Below are 16,577 nucleotides of genomic sequence, written 5' to 3'. Positions count from 1 at the left end.
CCGATCGATGCTGACTCGAGCGGGCCCCGGGCCCGCCAGGAGACATACCATGCAACGTCGCAGCTTTCCCCTCTCCCTGGGCACGGCCCTGGCCCTCGCGGTGCTCGCCAGCCCGGCCGCCATGGGGCATGGCGGTGCGCATATGGACCCCGATGATCAGGACCGAGGCCCCGCCATGATGGGCGGCTATCCCGGCCAGGACATGGGCCCCGGCATGATGGGCGGCTACCCCGGCCAGGGCACGGGGCCCGGCATGATGGGCGGCTACCCCGGCCAGGGCATGGGGCCCGGCATGAGGGGCGGCTACCCCGGCCAGGGCATGGGGCCCGGCATGATGGGTGGCTACCCCGGCCAGGGCATGGGCCCCGGCATGATGGGCGGCTACCCCGGCCAGGGCATGGGCCCCGGCATGATGGGCGGCTATCCCGGCCAGGGCATGGGCCCCGGCATGATGGGCGGCTACCCCGGCCAGGGCATGGGGCCCGGCATGATGGGCGGCTATCCCGGCCAGGGCATGGGGCCCGGCATGATGGGCGGCTACCCCGGCCAGGGCATGGGCCCCGGCATGATGGGCGGCTATCATGGCCAGGGCATGGGGCCAGGTTTCTGGACCCTGCTCACCCCGGAACAGCACCAGCAGGCCCGACAGCTGATGACGGAACACCAGGCCGCCCAGTATGAGCGCCGCGGCGAGATGATGCGGCTCCGGCAGTCCCTGATGGCGGAACTCCATGCCGAGGACGCACCGGATGCCGACGCCCTCGCGGAGACCCAGGCCCGCCTGGCCGAGCTGCAGCGCCAGATATGGCTCGAACATCGCGCCCTGCATGATGCCCTGCTGGGCCTGCTCGACGAGGAGCAGCGCCAGCGACTCACCCCCGGGGACCAAGCCTCCCCCGAATGACCTGCGACCCGGCCGGCCCCCCGCCGGCCATCCATCACCGGAGACCCACGATGAAAGCCAGCCTGGCCCCCCTGCTGACCACCGGCCTGCTGCTCACCGGCGGCATCGCCCACGCCGATGCCCTCGAGGCGCGGCTCTACAAGAATCCCTCCTGCGGCTGTTGCACGGCCTATGCCCGCCAGATGGAGGCCCGCGGCTTCGAAGTGGAGGTCATCGACACCCAGGACATCGGCAGCGTGAAGCAGGCCGCCGGCATCCCCTACGGGGAAGGGGCCTGCCATACCATCGAGCTCGAGGGCTATGTGATCGAGGGCCATGTGCCCTTCGCCGCCATCGATCGCCTGCTGGAGGAACGCCCCGACATCGACGGCATCGGCCTGGCCGGCATGCCCACGGGTACCCCGGGAATGCCCGGCCCCAAGCAGGCCCCCTATGAGGTGAAGCAGTTCACCGACCGTGAGGCCTCGCCCTGGATGACGATCTGATCGCATCCACGGCCAGCCGCGCTATGCTGGAAGGTGTGGAGTCCTACATGCCAAGAGAAGGGAGACACGGTAACCCGACGTTTCGGCCCTGGCGGCCGAAGGAGGCAATGTCATGGCCATGCCGATGACGATACGGGAATACCTCCGCGCCTGTGATATCGACTACGAGGAAGTTCCCCACCCACGCGAGGTCTCGACCAGCCGCATTGCGCAGATGTCGCATGTCGGCGGCAACCAGATGGCCAAGGCGATCATGCTGCATGGTGACGCCGGCTATCGCGTCGCCGTGGTGCCCAGCACCTGCGATGCCGACCTGGAGAAGCTCTCGCAACTCTTCCACGAGAAGCTGGAACTGGCCTCGGAAGACGAGATCCGGCGGGAGTTCGAGGACTGCGACCCCGGGGCCACCATCGCGGTGGGCCAGGCCTACGGGCTGCAGGTCTATCTCGACGACCAACTGCGTCACCAGCCGGATATCTACTTCGATGCCGGCGACCATGAGACCCTGGTGCACATGAGCGGCAGCGAGTTCGACCGCCTGATGGCGGACAGCCGCCACGGCGAGTTCAGCCGTCACCACTGACACCAGGCCTCTCGACCTCGACCGGCCATGCGGATACCCGCATGGCCGGTGTTCTATGGGGGCGTGGCCTCGATCAGCAGGTTGCGCGGGGTGAGATCCCGCTCGCAGAAGGTGGCCAGGGCGACCCGGAAGCCGGCCTCCTCCAGCAGGCGCACGCGGTCCAGGGCCAGCCAGATCTCCAGCGGGCGCCGGAACAGGTGGCGGACCAGCTCCAGCCGCGTGACCGCGGCCAGGCGCCGCCAGCCGGCGGCCTCATAGGCGGGCCAGTCGAGTCCCGCCGGCAGGGCCAGGCCCTTGCGCTCGGCCGCCCAGTGGCAGAAGCCGGCGAAGCCGTCGGGCAGCTTGCCATAGGCCAGGCTGGGCACCGGCAGGTAGGCATCGACCTGCCGCACCTCCCGCTGCAGCAGGTCGAACCCCAGCCGCCAGGCATTGGCCCGTTCGCGGTGGCGGCGCACGCCGCGCGGCGCGGTGACCGTCTCCTGCACCGCCATGGCCAGGTCCTCCCGGCTCGGCGTCCAGTCCCCGGCCGCCAGGAGCTCCCGGCCCTGGCGGGACAGCGGCCGGTAGTCCGCCGCGGCGGTGCGGTGGTAGCAGCAGGGGGCCAGGCTCACGGCGGTGCCGGTCGCGGCGGCCAGGCTCAGCAGCCGCCCATGCAGGTCGCCGCAGGCATGCAGGGCCGCGACCCGCACGCCGGGCGCCAGCCAGCGCGCGGCGTCGGTGGCCATCACGTCCTGGGGCTGCAGGCGGACCGTCAGGCCCTGCCGGTCGGCCCGGTCCTGGCCCGCCTCGCAGAGGCTCGGCTGCCACTCCAGCCCCGTCACCGGTCGCCGATGCAGCCGTGCCAGGGTCCGGCCCAGGTGGCCCTTGCCGGCACACCACTCCACCAGCTCCCCCTCACCGACGGGCACCCGGGACGCGAAGGCCTGGATCTGTCGCCACTTGCGCGCGCCGATGCCCTCGCCCCAGTCATCCGGCAGCGCGGAAGCGGGCGACGCGCCCGACGGCAGGGCCACCAGCGCGGCCAGCTCGTCCACCGGCAACCAGGCCGCCAGTGGCGAGTCCTCGAAGGGCGCGGCCTGCAGCCGATCCACCGCGTCGTCGGGCAACGCCAGCAGGGTATCCGCGAGACCGGCGGCGCGACCGCGCCAGGGCATCTCGCGATGCTGGAAGGGCAGCGGGCGCCACAGGGCCTGCCACTCGGCCAGCAGGGCGGTCAGGCGCTGGAAGCGTTGGGCATGGGACAGGGGCATGACGCCTTCCGGGGATGGATCGCGGGAGACGCAGGGTAACGCATTCCCCGCCCCGGAGCATGGCCCGCTTTGCTCGCGCCCCGCCTCGGGGTAGGGTGAGATACCCAGCCGCCCCCGCGAGGAAGCCTCCCATGTCGCGACGTGCCCGTCTCGCCGACCTCGGGTCCCGCCTGGCCCTGGTGGCGGGGCTCGCCCTGCCGCTCACCGCTCTGGCCGAGCCCTGCCCGGCGCCCGGCCAGTGGCTGGCCGCCGACGGCACACCGGTGGCCGCCGACGCGCTGATGCGCGACCTGGCCCGCCAGTCGGTGGTGCTGCTCGGCGAGGAGCACGACCGGCTGGCCCATCATCGCTGGCAGCTGCATACCCTGGCCGGCCTGCATGCCCTGCGCCCCGACATGGTGATCGGCCTGGAGATGCTGCCCCGGGAGGCCCAGCCGGCCCTGGATGCCTGGGTGGCCGGTGAGCTCGATGAGGCCGCGTTCCTCGAGGCCAGCGACTGGGCGGCGGCCTGGAGCCTCGACCCGGCCCTCTACCTGCCGATCCTGCACTTCGCCCGCATGCATGGGGTGCCCCTCAGGGCGCTGAACGTCGCCCCCGCCCTGCGTCGCCGGCTGGCCAGCGACGGCTGGGCGTCGGTCCCCGCCGGGGAGCGCTTCGATATCCCGCCTCCCGCCGCCCCCTCGCCGGCCTACCGTCGCTCCCTGGCCGAGGCCTTCGACCGGCATGCCGGGGACGACGATCCCGCCGCGCTGGAGCGCTTCGTCGCCGCCCAGCTGGTCTGGGACCGGGCCATGGCCAGCGCCCTGGCCGAGGCCGCCGAGGGCGATGCCCTGGTGGTGGGCCTGATGGGCCTGCGCCACCTGACCTTCGGGCACGGCGTGCCCCATCAGCTGGCCGACCTGGGCGTGACCGATCAGCAGAGCCTGATGCCACGCCCGCGGCAAGCGGACTGCCAGGCGCCACCCGAGGGGCTGGCCGATGGCTACTTCACCCTCGGCGACGAGGCTCCCTTCGCGCCCCCGGCGCCGCCGCGCCTCGGCGTGATGATCGGCCCCCACCCGGTCGGGGTGGTGATCCAGTCGGTCGGGCCGGACTCGGTGGCCGCGGCGGCCGGCCTGCGCGAAGGCGACGTGATCCTCGCCGCGGCGGGTCGGCCGCTGGACGCCCCCGCGGAGCTGTCCGCCCGGGTCCGCGAGCAGCCCCCGGGGACGCTGCTGCCCCTCGTGATCCGTCGCAACGACGATGTCCGGGAGGTGCTGGCCCGCTTCCCGGCCACGCCCCCGTGACGCGGTGGCGTCCTGCACCATCATGGCCGGCACCGCCATGTGGTCCAGGATGCCGGCGGCGAGACGCAGGCACCTGGCCGGCGCCCCCGCCTCGCTCTCGGTGCGCCCGCCACGCCCGGGAACGAGGGTCCCCGGGGCCCGTCCTCCCCGCGGCCCGCCCTTCCTTAAGAAAGCCTTAAGCTTTCCCCCTCAGACTACCGCCGCCACGCACGCCCCGCCGGCATCAGGATCCTCGGCCATGCAGGACGGGATATCCCGTCGATGACGACATTTCATAAGTCGATCAACCAGACCAAATAGTGATATCTCCGGTCCTGATGTAGAATCTTGCGCGCTTCCACCCCCTCCTCCCATCTTTCCCAGGATGTTTTCGTTCATGCTGACTCACCGACATTCCCCCCACTGGCTCCGGCACAGCGCCCGATGGCCAGGGGTTCTCGTGCTCGTCGTTCTGGCGCTGTTCAGCCCACCGGTGCTGGCCGCCGGTGCCGGTGAGCTCGACCTGACCTATTCGCTGAGCGGCTTCACCGCGGTGATGCTGTTCCTCGTCGCCTATGGCCTGGTGATGGCCGAGGAACAGCTGCACATGCGCAAGTCGAAGCCCGTGCTCGTGGCGGCGGGCCTTATCTGGATGTTGATCGGTTGGATCTATGTCCAGGAAGGCCTGCCGGACGCCGCCGAGCACGCCTTCGGCGAGACCCTGCTGGAGTACACCGAACTGCTGCTCTTCCTGCTGGTGGCGATGACCTACGTCAACGCCATGGAAGAGCGCCGCGTCTTCGACAAGCTGCGCGCCTGGATGGTGCAGAAGGGCTTCAGCTACCGCACCCTGTTCTGGATCACCGGCATCCTGGCCTTCTGGATCTCGACCGTCGCCAACAACCTGACCACCGCCATGCTGATGTGCGCGGTGGTGCTCAAGGTGGCCGAGGGTGACAAGCGCTTCATCAACCTGTGCTGCGTCAACATCGTGGTGGCCTCGAATGCCGGTGGCGCCTTCAGCCCCTTCGGCGACATCACCACCCTGATGGTATGGCAGGCCAAGCTGGTGGAATTCCAGGAGTTCTTCGAGCTGCTCGGGCCGTCGCTGGTCAACTACCTGCTGCCGGCCCTGGTGATGAGCGCCTTCATCAGGAACCGCAAGCCCGGCTCCCTCGAGGAGATGGTCTGGCTCAAGCGCGGCGCCCGGCGCATCGTCTTCCTGTTCCTGCTGACGGTGGTGATCGCCGTGCTCTGCCATACCGTGCTGCAGCTGCCGCCGGCCCTGGGCATGATGATGGGCCTCGGCTTCCTGCAGTTCTTCGGCTATTACCTGCGCCGCAGCCTGCCGCGCTCCCTGGCCCGCAAGCGTACCCGCTACAGCCAGCGCGGCGACTGGCGCAAGCTCGAGGCGCTGGGCAGCGTGGTGCCCTTCGACGTCTTTACGCGTATCGCCCGCTCCGAGTGGGATACCCTGCTGTTCTTCTACGGCGTGGTGATGTCCGTGGGCGGCCTGGGCTTCATGGGCTACCTGGCCCTGCTGTCCGAGAGCCTCTATGCCGGCTGGGATCCCACCTGGGCCAACATCGTGCTGGGCATGGTCTCGGCGGTGGTCGACAACATTCCGGTGATGTTTGCGGTCATCTCCATGGAGCCGGACATGTCCATGGGCAACTGGCTGCTGATCACCCTCACCGCCGGTGTCGGCGGCAGCCTGCTCTCCGTGGGCTCCGCGGCCGGGGTGGCGCTGATGGGCCAGGCCCGGGGCATCTACACCTTCGCCGGCCACATGCGCTGGGCCCCGGTCATCGCCCTGGGCTATGTCGCCAGCGTGCTCATGCACCTGTGGCTGAATGCCGAGAGCTTCAACGTCTTCCACTGATCCTGCCCCGCCCGGCGCCTCGGCGCCGGGCCCGCCATGGCTCCTCGAAGCGGGCCATCTCTCCCTCTCCCGCCGCTTGGCGTGACGTCGACGCCCGCCGCCATCGGCCCGGGGAGGGTGACGGCACTGCTATGCTGTTCGGCAAGTACAGCCAGAGCCGCTCCGGCCCCCTGACCCATGACACTCTACCGTTTCGTCACCTGCTGGCGGCTCGAGGCGCCCATCGACCGGGTCTACCGGGCCTTGAGCCACCCGGACCAGTGGCCGGGCTGGTGGCCGGGGCTGGTCGAGGTGGAACCCCTGGCCCGGGGCGACCGACGGGGCATCGGCAGCCGCTACCGCTATACCTGGCGAAGTCGCCTCGGCTACCGATTGCGCTTCGCGATTCGCGTGACCCGGGTGCGCCCGCCCACGCTGATCGAGGCCGAGGCCCGGGGGGACCTGGAGGGCGTGGGACGCTGGGAACTCCGCGAGACGGGAGACGGTACCGAGGTTCGCTACCACTGGCAGGTGCGCACCCGCCGGCGCTGGATGAACCTGCTCGCTCCCCTCGCCCGCCCCCTCTTCACCTGGAGCCATCACGCCATGATGCGACGAGGCGCGCTCGGTCTGGCCGGCTTCCTCCGGGTCCGGCTGCTGGCCAGCACCCCGGCTCGGGAGTGACGCTCGCGACGGCCCGGCTCAGCGCACCAGGCCGAGGCGCGCTCCCGCCCGGCATCGCCAACAAGAGGGCCGGGGCACGAGGCCCCGGCCCGAGACATGCTGTCACCGCCTTACCGCCACCAGGGAGTCTCTTCCCTGACGCTGCGCTGCTGCTCCTGGAGCTGTTCCTGGGGAACCAGCGCCTTGTGCAGGCGTGCACTGCGTTGTTCCCAGTAAGCGGAATCGTTGGCCAGGACCGGAAGCTCACCGGCCTGCATCAGGCTGGTACCACTGCCGGTGTGTAGCCCCGCACTGCGCTGCTGCAATGCCGACGAATCCATGGCCAGCGCCGATGCGGAGGCCAGCAAGCACAGGACGAACGAGGTCGTAAGAATCGTGCGTTTCATGGGACACCTCGAACTGCCGTGAAGCCATCAATGCCGTTCCGCGGAGGCCTGATCCACCTCGTCAAGGCGATCCGCAGACAACCATGCCAGGTCCGGCCGGTCCTGGTGAGAGAGAAGAGGAATCGCATGAAGAAGATGAGGTCGCACATGGGGTACATAGACCCAGGTTCTTTGCGCTTAGCCTTCTGGCCGCCTGGGGTGGGCGTCCGGCCTGGCCTATTAACTATAGTCCCTGGCGAAGCCGAGGGTATCGGCAACCCAGGGGAAAAGGCGGTGGCCGATGCAAAATCAGGCTTTCGACTGCCGAGAGACCCGGCCATGGGCCGGCGACCTTGATGGGCGCCCTATTCTCGGGACTGAGCGCCCGGGACCGGCCCTTGGGCACCGACCGATACCAGCATGGTTAGCGTGCCGCCGCCAGATCACCGAGCAGGGTCGGCGGACAGGCGGGCCACCCGAGGCGCTTGAGCCCCGCCCAGAGGCTGACCTGGTTGGCGGTCAGGACGACGCTGCCGGCCTCCCGGCCCACCGCCGCCAGCCGACCGAGCGTGTCGACGGCCGTGTCGGGCACCAGCAGGGGCATCGAGGGATCGGGGTGCCGGTCGCGGAAGCGGCGGATCTCCGCCAGGAGATCGGCCTGGTGGGAATCGGCGGCATAGGGGCAGTCCAGCGCCTTGGCGTGGCGCACCGTGACGCCCCCCTCACGGAGGAAGTTCACCAGCCGCAGCGTCACATCATCGGGATAGGGGCTCAGCAGGTCGACGTGGTCGCGCCCCAGCGCCTCGAGGGCCTCGAGGAAGGCCAGCGCCGTGCTCGTGACCGGTACGCCCAGTGCGGCCTGCAGCGCGGCGGCCTGCTGCCGGGCCCAGTCCAGGCCCCCGACGAAGCTGGCGCTGGTACAGGCCCAGACCACCGCCTGGGCGCCCTCCGCTACCAGCGCGGTCCCGGCCGGGGCAAGCCGTTCGGGGGCGCCGAGGGCCAACAGTGCGGCCGGGGTATGGTGGCCATCGCTGGGAATCCTGCCGATCTCGAGGCGGGGCAGTCGCTCAGCGTCGGGCCGTGTCGTCCCCAGGGTGTACCACTCGTAGTCATCCGGCCCGTCATCGGGCAGCAGGATGCCCAGGCAGGGCGCAGGCGTCATGGTCGGCCTATTTCGGTCACAACGGAACGCTTCGATCTCGTCTGGCCTTACGCTGGCACATGGCATGTCCCTGGGCAATCCCGTCGGTCAGGCATCGCCAACCTTTCCGGCGCTTCCCGCCGCCTGCATCGAGGCCTCACGTCCTGGGGGCGAGCCGGCGTCACTCTGCCGCGCAACGTGCCACGCCCTCCGCCAGGTCGTGGATGACGCCGGCATAGAGAGCCGGACCGGGCGAGTGCCCCACGCCCAGGGGATCGATGACCACCGAGGTGTCCACGGCCATGTCGCCGAACACGCTGCGCACCAGCTCGGGATTGTACTGCGGCTCGGAGAACACGCAGTCGATGTCGAGCGCCTCGACCCGGCGCTGGATCTCCCGCACCCGCGCCGGGCTCGGGTCGGAGGCATCGCCCAGGGAGATGGCACCGGCGGCCGGCACATCGAAGCGCCGCTCGAAGTACTGGTAGGCATCGTGGAAGACGATGAAACGGGACTCCCCGGCCGCCGCCAGGCGCTGCTCGACGTCCTCGATCAGCCGCTCCAGCTCCGCCTGGCCCTGCAGGGCGTTCTCCCGATAGGTCGCGGCGTGGGCCGGGTCCGCCTCGGCCAGCGCCTCGGCCATGACGCCCAGCCAGACCTGGGCATTGCGAGGATCGAGCCAGGCATGGGGATCGGGGCCCTCATGGCCATGCTGATGGCCACGCTCGACCTGGTGGTCATGGTCATGGTCATGGTCATGGTCATGGTCATGGTCGTCAGTATCGTGGTGACCATGCGCCGGTTCCTCGCCATGCGCATGGGCCTCGAAGGTGGCCCCGTGGCGGTAGTCATGGCGGACCAGGCCGGGCACGTCCAGCAGCTCGACCGTGGTAGCGTCGCCGGCCAATGACGCGAGCGAGCGCTCGAGCCAGGGCGTCAGCGCCTCCCCGACCCAGAACACCACCTCGGCCCGGTCCAGGCTGGCGGCCTCGGAGGGACGCATGGAGTAGCCATGGGGCGAGGCACCGGGCCGGATGACCAGCTCGGGCGCACCGAGGTCCCCCATGACCTGGGAGGCCAGGGCATGCACCGGCGGGATGTCCACCGCCACCGTGGGGACCTCGGCGGCCGCCAGGGCGGGGGTGGCGAGCAAGGGAAGCAGTAGCGAGCGGGAACTGACGAGCATGCGATATCTCCGAGAAGGCCCGTTGCCGGCCATGTTATGTAATGATATAACATCACCAAAATTACCAAGTGTCTCATCAGCATGCAAGGCGATACCACGGTCCTTCCCTCACCGCCAACCCCCCGGCTGCTGGCCGAGGCGGAGCGCCTCTGCCGGCGACGGCGCCTGCAGCTGACGCCCGGCCGTCGGCGGGTCCTGGAGATCCTGCTCGACCGCCGGCGGGCCATGAAGGCCTACGACATCCTCGATTGCCTGGCCGAGGAAGGCGCAGGCGCCCAGCCGCCGATCGTCTATCGCGCGCTGCGCTTCCTGGTCCATCACGGCCTCGTCCACCGCCTGGAGAGCGCCAACGCCTTCGTCGCCTGCCGCGCACCGGAAGCGCGCCATGAGGCGGCCTTCACCCTGTGCCGGCGTTGCGGGTCGGTCGAGGAGATCCTCCTCGAGCCGGGCACCACCGGGATGGTGGCGCCGCCCGGGGGAGCCGGCTTCCGGGTCGACGCCACCATGATCGAGATGCACGGACTCTGCGCCACCTGCCGTCACGAGGACACTCCATGCCCCTGCTGACCCTGCACGACATCGGCGTCACCCGGCGCGGCAACACCATCCTGGCGGGCATCGACCTGGCCCTGCAGGCGGGCGAGATCGTGACCGTCGTGGGACCGAACGGCTCGGGCAAGACCACCCTGCTGCGGGTGATCATCGGTGCCCTGACGCCGACCCGGGGCAAGATCGAGCACCACTCGGCGTTGACCCTCGGCTATGTGCCGCAACGCCTGCACATCGATCCGACGCTGCCCATGACCGTGGCCCGCTTCATGGCCCTGCCCCGGCGCCGGCCCGCCGACGCCCTGCACCGGGCACTCGAGCAGGCCGGCGCCGAGGGGCTGGCCGACCGCCAGATGGCCACGCTCTCGGGGGGCCAGTTCCAGCGCGTGCTGCTGGCCCGCGCCCTGCTCGGGCGGCCCGACCTGCTGATCCTCGACGAGGCCAACCAGGGTCTCGACCATCGCGCCACGGCGGCCTTCTATCGCCAGATCGACCGCGTGCGCCGGGAGCTCGGCTGCAGCGTGCTGATGGTCAGCCACGAGCTGCACGTGGTGATGAAGGCCTCGGACCGCGTGATCTGCCTCAACGGCCACATCTGCTGCCAGGGCCGGCCCGAGGCGGTGGCCAGCTCTCCGGCCTACCGCAACCTGCTGGGCATCGACGAGCGGGACGCGGTGGCCTTCTACCGACACGATCACGCCCTCACGGAGGCCTTGCCATGATGCTCGACGACTTCCTGGTCCGCGCGGCCCTGGGCGGTACCGGCGTGGCCCTGGCCGCCGCGCCGCTGGGCTGCTTCGTGGTCTGGCGACGCATGGCCTATTTCGGCGACGCCACCGCCCATGCGGCCATCCTCGGGGTGGCACTCTCCCTGGTGCTGTCCACCTCGCTGTTCGCCGGGGTGCTGACGGTCTCCTTGCTGATGGCGGTGACCGTGTCGGTGCTGAGCGGCCGGGGCTACGCCATGGATACCCTGCTGGGCGTCACGGCCCACTCGGCGCTGGCCTTCGGGCTGGTAGCGGTCTCCTTCGTCTCCGGCGTGCGCATCGACCTCATGGGCTATCTCGTCGGCGATATCCTGGCCGTGAGCCGGGCGGACCTGGCGATCATCTGGGGCGGCGCGCTGCTGGTGCTGGCCTTGCTCGGCCTGCGCTGGTCGGCCCTGCTGACCGCCACCCTGAGCCCGGACCTGGCCCATGCCAGCGGCATCGACCCGAAGCGCGAGCAGCTGGTGCTCACGCTGTGCCTGGCGATGGTGGTGGCCGTGGCCATCAAGGTGGTGGGCGTGCTGCTGATCGCCGCCTTGCTGATCATCCCCGCCGCCGCGGCCCGGCCCTTCAGCCGTACCCCGGAACGCATGGTGCTGGTCGCGGCGGCGATCGGCGTCCTCTCGGCCAACGGCGGCCTGGCCGCCGCCTATCGCCTGGACACCCCCACCGGCCCCACCATCGTCTGCCTGGCGACGCTGCTGTTCCTGGCGGCCAGCCTGGTCGGACGGCGGCTCGGGCCCACGGCCCCGCGGTCCACCGGACCACGCCAATAGGCGGGCGAGCCTTCTCGTCGCGCCCTCTCGGCCGATGGATCGAGGCGTCAGATCGGCCCTGCCTCGCGCCAGTTCCACTGGCTGCGCGCCACGGCGTCATGGGCGTGCAGGCTCTCGGCGTGCACCACCCGCAGCCGGAAGCCGATCACGCCGGGCTGCTCGCGCAGGACGCGATCCAGCCGACGGGCGGCGTCCTCGCAGAACATCAGGTTCTGCCCGTTGGCCAGGGCGAAGGCCTGCTCGTCGACCCGCTTGACCGCCGTCTGCAGGGCCGTGCCCAGGGCCGACTCCACCCGGTCGATGACCTCGACCACGGGCAGAGTCTCGGTGTCGGGAGCCAGCCGCAGCTGGAGATGCGCCTGGCTGCGCTGGCTGTGCGGCGTGGCGGCGATGCCCTGCTCGTTGCCCAGCCAGGCCCGCACGGCCTCGCGGTCGACGGCCTGCTCCCCGGCGAAGTCGCGGTCGAAGCGTTCCTGGATGAGCTGGCGGGCCAGGGCCGCGGAGCAGGGACAGGTCGAGGAGTAGCCGATGCTCAGCTCCAGCCGCGCCTCGAAACCCGCGGAGGTGAGGCGGCTGCGGATGGCCAGGGGATAGGCCTTCCAGCCCGCCAGGGGGCTGACCAGGGCGGGCCGGCGCAGCATGGCCTCGCCCTCGAACTCGAGGAAGGCGCTCTGCGAGAGCCCGTGGTGGCTGTCGAGGAAATGCGCCAGCACCTCGCGCAACCGCGTCGGGGTGAGGTCCTGGCCGACCAGGCGCTCGAGGGCCAGGTAGAGCCGCGACATGTGGATGCCCCGGGCCTCGGTGTCGTCCAGGCTGACCCCCGCGTCGGCCCGGGCGGCCATGGGCTGCCCCGCCACCTGCAGCGGCAGGTCGATGCCCTCCATGCCGACCCAGGCCAGGATGGCGGGCTGATGGGCGCTGCCCTCGGCGATGTCGATGAGTGAGGTTTGCGTCATGCGTTCGGGTCCTCGGCGGTCTCCGCCTCGATGTCGTGGGTAATGAAGACGAACCGCGGGATGCCGTCGGCATGGGGGCTTTCGTCGCCCGTGTGCAGCCCGGTCCCGATCAGCAGGTCGGCGGCCAGAGCGCCCCGTGTGACCCGGAGCTGCTCGGCGGCGGGGGAGACGTGATCGTCCGACACCGGGTCCGCCTTGCTGATCAACAGCCGGTCGGCGAAGGGGCCGGGCAGGGACTGAGACTGGCTCATCGGGTATCTCCTCTCGCCTTGTGGTAATGGCGTTCCCGTTGTTCCTGACGTGCCTTGGCCTCGACGCAGAGCCGTGCCGTGGGACGAAACATCAGGCGGGCCAGGCCGATCGGCAGGCCCGTCTCCTCGCAATAACCGTATTCGCCCTCGTCGAGGCGTCGCAGCGCCGTATCGATGTTGCGCAACAGGCGGGTCTCACGATCCGCCTGGCGCAGCGCCAGGCGCATCTCTTCCTCGCCGGCGGCCTGATCGAGCTCATCGCCGCCACGCTCATGGTGGGCGATCGATTCGCGCACCTCCTGAAGGCGCATCCCGATGATCTCTCGCTCGGCGAACAGACGGCGCCGAAAGAAGGCCCGCTGCTCGTCGTCCATGTAGGCCTCGTCGGGCATCGCCAGCAGGCGACGCTCCTCTGCGCTGTACGCCATATCGGGGGACTCTCCTGAGCAGCGGGGCGGAAGGTGGCTTCAAACGGCGAAAAAAAGATACGTTATAACATACCATTAAATCAAGCCACTCACGCGTGCCGAACGCTACCGCCGAGGAGTTGCCCATGCCGCTGACCGCCCCCCTGCCCTGCCCCGCCCCCCCGCCACGACGCCTCACTGGGCGGAAGGCGGGGACATCGAGGTGCTGCCACGCATCTTCGAGGACGCCATCAACCTGGCCATGCTGCGCCGTCCGCTGCCCCATGATCTGCTGGCCGGTGCCCTGGCCGAGACGCAGGCCAAGCGCCCCCTGTCCTTCACCTGGCGTGGCGAACCCGGCGATGCCTTGCGGAGCGCGCTGCGGGAGGTGCTGCACTGCCCCGTCGCCTGCGGCCCCCTGGTGGAGGACATCCAGACCCTGGCCGAGGCCATGGCGTTCCTGTTCGATACCGACGAGGTGGGCCTGCGGCTGCGCCGGCTGGACGCGCCCATGTGCCCGCGCTTCCACTGCGACAACCTGCCGGTGCGGCTGGTCACCACCTACCTGGGCCCGGGCAGCGAGTGGCTGCCCGAGGCGGCGGTCGACCGCGCCGGCCTCGGCGCCCCGCACCCCGACAAGCCGGATATCGTCCTCGCGGATGCTGCCATCCAACGACTGCAGGCCGGGGATGTCGCCCTGCTCAAGGGCAGCGGCTGGATCGGCAACGAGGGCCGAGGGCTGGTCCATCGCAGCCCGGCGATAGGGGCCGACCAGCCGCGGCTACTGCTGACCATCGACCCCGCCTAGGGAAGGTCCTACTCGAACATCCAGTGCGCCACCAGGCGCACCACCCGGGGCATGACCAGGTAGACCACCAGGGCCACCACGGTGGCGGCGACGATCCCGTGTCGCAGCCCCCAGCTATCGAGCAGGGGAAAGAGGGAGAAGAGCGGCTGCCAGAGCAGCGGTACCAGCATGGTCAACGGCCAGATGACGCCCGTGGTAACCAGCCACTGCTTCCAGCGGACGGGCTGCCTGGCCGTCGACGCCTGGGGCGTGAACCAGTAGTCGATGCCGCTGAGGATCTCGACCGCCTCGTCCTGCTGCAGGGCATCGCGGATGTCGTCCAGCAGCTCGCGGCGGTCATCGGAGGCGCGCCAGCGCTCGGCCTGGGCCTCGGAGGCGAAGCGCACCGCGATCTCGTAGTCCTGGCCGCCCTCATGGGGCCTCAGGATATGCACGCCCTGATGGCCGGCGTAGCGCCCGGCGACCGCGATGATCCGGCGCAGCCAGGTCTCGTAGCGGTCCTTGGCGTCGGGACGCACCCGATGGTGGATGCGCAGAGTGATGCCCTCGCCGCCTTCGGACCGCGAGGAAGCATGGGGATCGATCATGTCCTGGCCCCTTCGGTGATGGCTTGCCTTAGCCCTTCCAGGGTAGCGGCGGCGGCATCAGGCGCTCGCCGTCGTAGTCGGGAATGCTGCCGAAGCGCTCGCTGCCGGCTTCCCAGTCCCGCTGCGCCTCGGCGATCTCGGCCTTGCTGTGGCCGACGAGGTTCCACCAGATGAGGATCTCCTCGTCCAGGGGCTCGCCACCGATCAGGATGGCCCGGCCGCCTGCGGGCAAGTCGAGGGTGACGGCCTCGCGGCCCCGGCCCAGGTAGGCCAGCTCGTTGGGCGCGAAGCGGTCGCCCTCGATGGCCAGCTCGCCCTCCAGGGGCAGCACGCCGTACTCGAAATCTTCCCGAAGCGTCAGCCGCAGGGTGCTCGCCTCCCGGCTGACGAGATCCAGGCCGACCAGCGGCGAGAAGGCCAGGGTCGGTGCCCGCCGGCCGGCGAACTCGCCGGTAAGCAGGGTGAAGGCGACGCCCTGCTCCTCCCAGGACGGCAGGTCCGGGTAGTGGTCGAAGCGCGGGTCGGTGCGTCGGTCCGCCTCCGGCAGGGCGATCCATAGCTGGGCGGCATGCAGCTGGCTCTCGCCGGGCACCGATTCCTCGGTGTGGCTGATGCCGCGTCCGGCGGTCATCAGGTTGACCTGGCCGGGGCGGATCACCTGCCGGTTGCCCAGGCTGTCGCGGTGCAGCACCTCGCCCGCGATCATCCAGGTGAAGGTCTGCAGGCCGATATGGGGGTGGGGACCGACCCGCAGGCCGCGGGAGTCGCCCTTGAAGACGGCCGGGCCGGCATGGTCGAGGAAACACCAGGCGCCCACCAGGCGCCGCTGCCGCGACGGCAGCACCCGGTTGACGGGGATGCCGCCGACATCGGCGGTGCGCGGCGTCACGTGCTGGACCAGCCGCCTGCCCTCGACGACCGGGCAGTCCAGCGACGAGGCCAGGTCGCGATCATCGACGAGAGTGCTCATGTGCGTATCCTTTCGAAAGAAGCGAACGGGGCTCGGCCCCACGGGGGCCGCCTTCAGCATAGGCGGCCCCCTGGACTATCGCTCGGGACCGAGTCGACCGCGCTTAGCCCTGGCTCTGCTGGGCGTAACTCTGCATCAGGTTGGCATAGGCCGGGAGATGGCCGGCCAGCAGGCCGCCGAAGCCTTCGATGTCGTTACGCCAGTCACGATGCAGCTCACAGCCGACGCCGAACCAGGTGACCATCTGGGCCCCGGCCTGGGACATGCGATCCCAGGCGGCGTCCCGGGTAATCGGGTTGAAGGTGCCGGAGGCATCGGTGACCACGAACACCTCGAACTCCTCCTCCAGGGCGGAGAGCGCCGGGAAGGCCACGCAGACCTCGGTGACCACGCCGGCGATCAGCAGCTGCTTCTTGCCGGTGGCCTTGACCGCCGCCACGAAGTCCTCGTTGTCCCAGGCGTTGATCTGGCCCGGGCGGGCGAAGTAGGGCGCATCGGGGAACGCCTCCTTGAGCTCCGGCACCATGGGCCCGTTGGGGCCATCCTCGAAGCTGGTGGTGAGGATGGTGGGGATGTCGAAGAACCTGGCGATATCGGCCAGCGCCAGGACGTTGTTCTTGAACTCGTCCGGGCTGTAGTCGCGCACCAGGGACAGCAGGCCGGCCTGGTGGTCGACCATCAGCAGGGCCACGTCATCCTTGTCCAGGCGGTTGTAGGTAAAGGACATGGTGGGTCTCCTTTCATCGGGTTGGAAAGGCCCGGCAGCCCAACTGCCGGGCAAG

Annotated in this window: 20 protein-coding genes; 10 read left to right on the top strand and 10 right to left on the bottom strand. The window is 70.2% G+C overall.

Features of this window, described 5'->3' with window-relative positions:
- The first annotated feature begins 49 nt into the window (after positions 1 to 49).
- From OCT48_RS06890 to OCT48_RS06880, 3 genes are all read left to right on the top strand, one after another.
- Positions 50 to 904 (top strand): Spy/CpxP family protein refolding chaperone, encoded by an 855-nt coding sequence (locus OCT48_RS06890; protein ID WP_263591962.1) that lies wholly within the window; start codon positions 50 to 52, stop codon positions 902 to 904.
- Between the two features lie 50 nt (positions 905 to 954).
- A complete protein-coding gene (locus OCT48_RS06885; RefSeq protein WP_263591961.1) occupies positions 955 to 1,389 on the top strand; it encodes a DUF411 domain-containing protein in 435 nt (144 codons plus the stop codon).
- 112 nt (positions 1,390 to 1,501) lie between these two features.
- On the top strand, positions 1,502 to 1,972 hold the full coding sequence (locus OCT48_RS06880) for an aminoacyl-tRNA deacylase (protein WP_183385183.1): 471 nt from the start codon (positions 1,502 to 1,504) through the stop codon (positions 1,970 to 1,972).
- A 53-nt stretch (positions 1,973 to 2,025) separates the two neighbouring features.
- On the opposite strand, the gene OCT48_RS06875 is transcribed toward OCT48_RS06880, so the two are convergent.
- Entirely contained in the window at positions 2,026 to 3,222 is a 1,197-nt protein-coding gene (locus OCT48_RS06875) for an SAM-dependent methyltransferase (protein ID WP_263591960.1), read from the bottom strand.
- A gap of 131 nt (positions 3,223 to 3,353) precedes the next feature.
- On the opposite strand from OCT48_RS06875, the gene OCT48_RS06870 reads away from it, so the two are divergent.
- The 3 genes from OCT48_RS06870 (at position 3,354) to OCT48_RS06860 (ending at position 7,032) form a co-directional block, all read left to right on the top strand.
- On the top strand, positions 3,354 to 4,508 hold the full coding sequence (locus OCT48_RS06870) for a ChaN family lipoprotein (RefSeq protein WP_263591959.1): 1,155 nt from the start codon (positions 3,354 to 3,356) through the stop codon (positions 4,506 to 4,508).
- A 376-nt stretch (positions 4,509 to 4,884) separates the two neighbouring features.
- The gene (nhaD, locus tag OCT48_RS06865) at positions 4,885 to 6,369 is read left to right on the top strand and encodes a sodium:proton antiporter NhaD (RefSeq protein ID WP_263591958.1); all 1,485 of its coding nucleotides are present in this window, start codon (positions 4,885 to 4,887) and stop codon (positions 6,367 to 6,369) included.
- A 177-nt stretch (positions 6,370 to 6,546) separates the two neighbouring features.
- The gene (locus OCT48_RS06860; protein WP_263591957.1) at positions 6,547 to 7,032 is read left to right on the top strand and encodes an SRPBCC family protein; all 486 of its coding nucleotides are present in this window, start codon (positions 6,547 to 6,549) and stop codon (positions 7,030 to 7,032) included.
- Between the two features lie 110 nt (positions 7,033 to 7,142).
- On the opposite strand, the gene OCT48_RS06855 is transcribed toward OCT48_RS06860, so the two are convergent.
- The 3 genes from OCT48_RS06855 to OCT48_RS06845 all read right to left on the bottom strand — a co-directional run bounded on the left by OCT48_RS06855 (position 7,143) and on the right by OCT48_RS06845 (position 9,724).
- A complete protein-coding gene (locus tag OCT48_RS06855; RefSeq protein ID WP_263591956.1) occupies positions 7,143 to 7,418 on the bottom strand; it encodes a hypothetical protein in 276 nt (91 codons plus the stop codon).
- 403 nt (positions 7,419 to 7,821) lie between these two features.
- Entirely contained in the window at positions 7,822 to 8,559 is a 738-nt protein-coding gene (locus tag OCT48_RS06850) for a hypothetical protein (protein ID WP_263591955.1), read from the bottom strand.
- 160 nt (positions 8,560 to 8,719) lie between these two features.
- The gene (locus OCT48_RS06845; protein ID WP_263591954.1) at positions 8,720 to 9,724 is read right to left on the bottom strand and encodes a zinc ABC transporter substrate-binding protein; all 1,005 of its coding nucleotides are present in this window, start codon (positions 9,722 to 9,724) and stop codon (positions 8,720 to 8,722) included.
- A gap of 81 nt (positions 9,725 to 9,805) precedes the next feature.
- Here OCT48_RS06845 and OCT48_RS06840 point away from each other — a divergent pair, with 81 nt between their 5' ends.
- From OCT48_RS06840 to OCT48_RS06830, 3 genes are read left to right on the top strand one after another with little or no spacing between them, the layout of a single operon-like run.
- Entirely contained in the window at positions 9,806 to 10,291 is a 486-nt protein-coding gene (locus OCT48_RS06840; protein ID WP_263591953.1) for a transcriptional repressor, read from the top strand.
- Positions 10,279 to 10,995, top strand: a complete 717-nt coding sequence (locus OCT48_RS06835; RefSeq protein WP_263591952.1) for a metal ABC transporter ATP-binding protein — start codon at positions 10,279 to 10,281, stop codon at positions 10,993 to 10,995. Before OCT48_RS06840 ends, OCT48_RS06835 begins: the two co-directional genes overlap by 13 nt.
- Entirely contained in the window at positions 10,992 to 11,816 is an 825-nt protein-coding gene (locus OCT48_RS06830) for a metal ABC transporter permease (RefSeq protein ID WP_263591951.1), read from the top strand. Before OCT48_RS06835 ends, OCT48_RS06830 begins: the two co-directional genes overlap by 4 nt.
- A gap of 47 nt (positions 11,817 to 11,863) precedes the next feature.
- Here the strand turns inward: OCT48_RS06830 and folE2 are convergent, their stop codons facing one another.
- Genes folE2 through OCT48_RS06815 form a run of 3 tightly spaced genes read right to left on the bottom strand, consistent with a single transcriptional unit; the run spans position 11,864 to position 13,451 of the window.
- Complete coding sequence (folE2, locus tag OCT48_RS06825; RefSeq protein WP_263591950.1) at positions 11,864 to 12,772, bottom strand: GTP cyclohydrolase FolE2; 909 nt, start codon at positions 12,770 to 12,772, stop codon at positions 11,864 to 11,866.
- A complete protein-coding gene (locus OCT48_RS06820) occupies positions 12,769 to 13,023 on the bottom strand; it encodes a hypothetical protein (RefSeq protein ID WP_263591949.1) in 255 nt (84 codons plus the stop codon). Before OCT48_RS06820 ends, folE2 begins: the two co-directional genes overlap by 4 nt.
- Positions 13,020 to 13,451, bottom strand: coding sequence for a TraR/DksA family transcriptional regulator (locus tag OCT48_RS06815; protein WP_263591948.1), 432 nt, complete (start codon positions 13,449 to 13,451; stop codon positions 13,020 to 13,022). Before OCT48_RS06815 ends, OCT48_RS06820 begins: the two co-directional genes overlap by 4 nt.
- 202 nt (positions 13,452 to 13,653) lie before the next feature.
- Between OCT48_RS06815 and OCT48_RS06810 the strand changes: the two genes are divergently transcribed.
- Positions 13,654 to 14,238, top strand: coding sequence for a DUF1826 domain-containing protein (locus OCT48_RS06810; protein ID WP_263591947.1), 585 nt, complete (start codon positions 13,654 to 13,656; stop codon positions 14,236 to 14,238).
- An 8-nt stretch (positions 14,239 to 14,246) separates the two neighbouring features.
- On the opposite strand, the gene OCT48_RS06805 is transcribed toward OCT48_RS06810, so the two are convergent.
- From OCT48_RS06805 to ycaC, 3 genes are all read right to left on the bottom strand, one after another.
- Positions 14,247 to 14,825 carry an antibiotic biosynthesis monooxygenase gene (locus OCT48_RS06805; RefSeq protein ID WP_263591946.1) on the bottom strand — a complete coding sequence of 193 codons (579 nt, stop codon included), beginning with the start codon at positions 14,823 to 14,825 and terminating at the stop codon, positions 14,247 to 14,249.
- A gap of 28 nt (positions 14,826 to 14,853) precedes the next feature.
- Positions 14,854 to 15,795 (bottom strand): pirin family protein, encoded by a 942-nt coding sequence (locus tag OCT48_RS06800; RefSeq protein WP_263591945.1) that lies wholly within the window; start codon positions 15,793 to 15,795, stop codon positions 14,854 to 14,856.
- A gap of 103 nt (positions 15,796 to 15,898) precedes the next feature.
- Entirely contained in the window at positions 15,899 to 16,522 is a 624-nt protein-coding gene (gene ycaC, locus OCT48_RS06795) for an isochorismate family cysteine hydrolase YcaC (protein WP_263591944.1), read from the bottom strand.
- Positions 16,523 to 16,577: the final 55 nt, after the last annotated feature.

Origin of the sequence: Halomonas sp. M4R1S46, assembly GCF_025725685.1 — a bacterium.
In the GTDB taxonomy this organism is placed as follows: domain Bacteria; phylum Pseudomonadota; class Gammaproteobacteria; order Pseudomonadales; family Halomonadaceae; genus Halomonas.
Note: the sequence above shows the minus strand (reverse complement) of the source record. Positions and strands in the feature narration are given on the sequence as shown.

Bases quoted from the DNA above. Each gene is read 5' to 3' on its own strand.
- OCT48_RS06875 (WP_263591960.1), bottom strand. From the start codon at position 3,222: ATGCCCCTGTCCCATGCCCAACGCTTCCAGCGCCTGACCGCCCTGCTG.
- ycaC (WP_263591944.1), bottom strand. From the start codon at position 16,522: ATGTCCTTTACCTACAACCGCCTGGACAAGGATGACGTGGCCCTGCTG.
- nhaD (WP_263591958.1), top strand. From the start codon at position 4,885: ATGCTGACTCACCGACATTCCCCCCACTGGCTCCGGCACAGCGCCCGA.
- OCT48_RS06885 (WP_263591961.1), top strand. From the start codon at position 955: ATGAAAGCCAGCCTGGCCCCCCTGCTGACCACCGGCCTGCTGCTCACC.
- OCT48_RS06845 (WP_263591954.1), bottom strand. From the start codon at position 9,724: ATGCTCGTCAGTTCCCGCTCGCTACTGCTTCCCTTGCTCGCCACCCCC.
- OCT48_RS06820 (WP_263591949.1), bottom strand. From the start codon at position 13,023: ATGAGCCAGTCTCAGTCCCTGCCCGGCCCCTTCGCCGACCGGCTGTTG.
- OCT48_RS06830 (WP_263591951.1), top strand. From the start codon at position 10,992: ATGATGCTCGACGACTTCCTGGTCCGCGCGGCCCTGGGCGGTACCGGC.
- OCT48_RS06815 (WP_263591948.1), bottom strand. From the start codon at position 13,451: ATGGCGTACAGCGCAGAGGAGCGTCGCCTGCTGGCGATGCCCGACGAG.
- OCT48_RS06860 (WP_263591957.1), top strand. From the start codon at position 6,547: ATGACACTCTACCGTTTCGTCACCTGCTGGCGGCTCGAGGCGCCCATC.
- folE2 (WP_263591950.1), bottom strand. From the start codon at position 12,772: ATGACGCAAACCTCACTCATCGACATCGCCGAGGGCAGCGCCCATCAG.
- OCT48_RS06805 (WP_263591946.1), bottom strand. From the start codon at position 14,825: ATGATCGATCCCCATGCTTCCTCGCGGTCCGAAGGCGGCGAGGGCATC.
- OCT48_RS06835 (WP_263591952.1), top strand. From the start codon at position 10,279: ATGCCCCTGCTGACCCTGCACGACATCGGCGTCACCCGGCGCGGCAAC.
- OCT48_RS06870 (WP_263591959.1), top strand. From the start codon at position 3,354: ATGTCGCGACGTGCCCGTCTCGCCGACCTCGGGTCCCGCCTGGCCCTG.
- OCT48_RS06880 (WP_183385183.1), top strand. From the start codon at position 1,502: ATGGCCATGCCGATGACGATACGGGAATACCTCCGCGCCTGTGATATC.
- OCT48_RS06890 (WP_263591962.1), top strand. From the start codon at position 50: ATGCAACGTCGCAGCTTTCCCCTCTCCCTGGGCACGGCCCTGGCCCTC.
- OCT48_RS06850 (WP_263591955.1), bottom strand. From the start codon at position 8,559: ATGACGCCTGCGCCCTGCCTGGGCATCCTGCTGCCCGATGACGGGCCG.
- OCT48_RS06840 (WP_263591953.1), top strand. From the start codon at position 9,806: ATGCAAGGCGATACCACGGTCCTTCCCTCACCGCCAACCCCCCGGCTG.
- OCT48_RS06800 (WP_263591945.1), bottom strand. From the start codon at position 15,795: ATGAGCACTCTCGTCGATGATCGCGACCTGGCCTCGTCGCTGGACTGC.
- OCT48_RS06855 (WP_263591956.1), bottom strand. From the start codon at position 7,418: ATGAAACGCACGATTCTTACGACCTCGTTCGTCCTGTGCTTGCTGGCC.